Genomic DNA, 1,662 nt, shown 5'->3' with positions numbered 1-1,662 from the left:
ATGAGTATGTATACAGATCCAGATCATATTCGGGTGGAAGATCCAGGTAAGATTGAGGGAAATATGGTTTTCCATTATCTAGATGTTTTTGGTCGTCCAGAAGATGCTCAAGAAATTGCTGACATGAAAGAACATTATCAACGAGGTGGTCTTGGTGATGTGAAGACCAAGCGTTATCTACTTGAAATATTAGAACGTGAACTGGGTCCTATTCGTGAGCGCCGTATTGAATTTGCTAAGGATATGGGAGAAGTTTATAATATGCTTCAAAAAGGTAGTGAAAGAGCGCGTGAAGTTGCAGGTCAAACCCTATCTGAGGTTAAAGGAGCAATGGGACTTCATTACTTTAACTAAGTTTATTTTACAAGAAACTATCATTTCTATCTCAAAGAAAAGATAGTTTTTTATTTACCCCTGTAACATTTGACAAATTTTTATAGAATGGTATGATAGATACAATATAAAAAGAGTCAAGCTCAAAAAGAAAGAAAAGAGGAAACTTCGAATGTCTAATTGGGACACTAAATTTTTGAAAAAAGGTTTTACCTTTGATGATGTATTGCTTATTCCAGCTGAAAGTCATGTGTTGCCTAACGATGCAGATTTAACAACTAAATTGGCAGATAATCTGACTTTAAATATCCCAATTATTACCGCTGCCATGGACACAGTTACAGAGAGTCAAATGGCCATTGCTATTGCTCGTGCAGGTGGTCTCGGAGTTATCCATAAAAACATGTCAATTGCTCAACAAGCAGATGAGGTTCGTAAGGTAAAACGTTCTGAAAATGGAGTTATTATTGATCCCTTCTTCTTAACGCCTGAACATACAATTGCTGAAGCTGATGAGCTTATGGGACGTTACCGCATCAGTGGTGTTCCAGTTGTTGAAACACTTGAAAATCGTAAATTGGTTGGTATTTTGACAAACCGAGATCTTCGTTTTATTTCAGATTATAACCAACCAATTTCAAACCATATGACTAGTGAAAATCTTGTGACTGCTCCTGTGGGTACAGACCTTGCAACAGCTGAGAGTATTCTTCAAGAACATCGTATTGAAAAACTTCCGTTGGTAGACGAAGAAGGCCGTCTTTCTGGTTTGATTACTATCAAAGATATTGAAAAAGTTATTGAGTTTCCAAATGCTGCTAAAGATGAGTTTGGTCGTCTTCTAGTTGCAGGTGCAGTAGGTGTTACTTCAGATACATTTGAACGTGCAGAGGCTCTTTTTGAAGCAGGAGCGGATGCGATTGTTATTGATACTGCACATGGTCATTCTGCAGGTGTCTTGCGTAAAATTGCTGAGATTCGCGCTCACTTCCCAGATCGTACTTTGATTGCTGGAAATATTGCTACTGCTGAGGGAGCGCGTGCCCTTTACGAAGCAGGTGTAGATGTTGTCAAGGTTGGGATTGGACCAGGTTCAATCTGTACTACTCGTGTTATTGCTGGTGTTGGTGTTCCGCAAGTAACAGCTATCTACGATGCTGCAGCTGTTGCGCGTGAATATGGTAAGACTATCATTGCTGACGGTGGAATCAAGTATTCTGGAGATATTGTAAAAGCCCTTGCTGCAGGTGGAAATGCAGTTATGCTTGGATCAATGTTTGCTGGAACAGACGAAGCACCAGGTGAAACTGAAATCTTCCAAGGACGTAA

At 39.6% G+C, this 1,662-nt stretch carries 1 protein-coding gene and 1 pseudogene; both read left to right on the top strand.

Going from position 1 to position 1,662, the window contains the following annotated elements:
• Nucleotides 1–354 (top strand): annotated as a pseudogene (locus tag WKI42_RS10280) (tryptophan--tRNA ligase); the annotation flags it as partial.
• 151 nt (nt 355–505) lie between these two features.
• Nucleotides 506–1,662, top strand: a 1,157-nt coding sequence (gene guaB / locus WKI42_RS10275; protein ID WP_368081872.1) for an IMP dehydrogenase, incomplete at its 3' end; no start/stop codon positions are given.

It is taken from the genome of Streptococcus pseudopneumoniae (assembly GCF_038148935.1).
Classification (GTDB): domain Bacteria; phylum Bacillota; class Bacilli; order Lactobacillales; family Streptococcaceae; genus Streptococcus; species Streptococcus pseudopneumoniae_U.
This window is presented reverse-complemented; position numbering and strand designations above follow the sequence as displayed.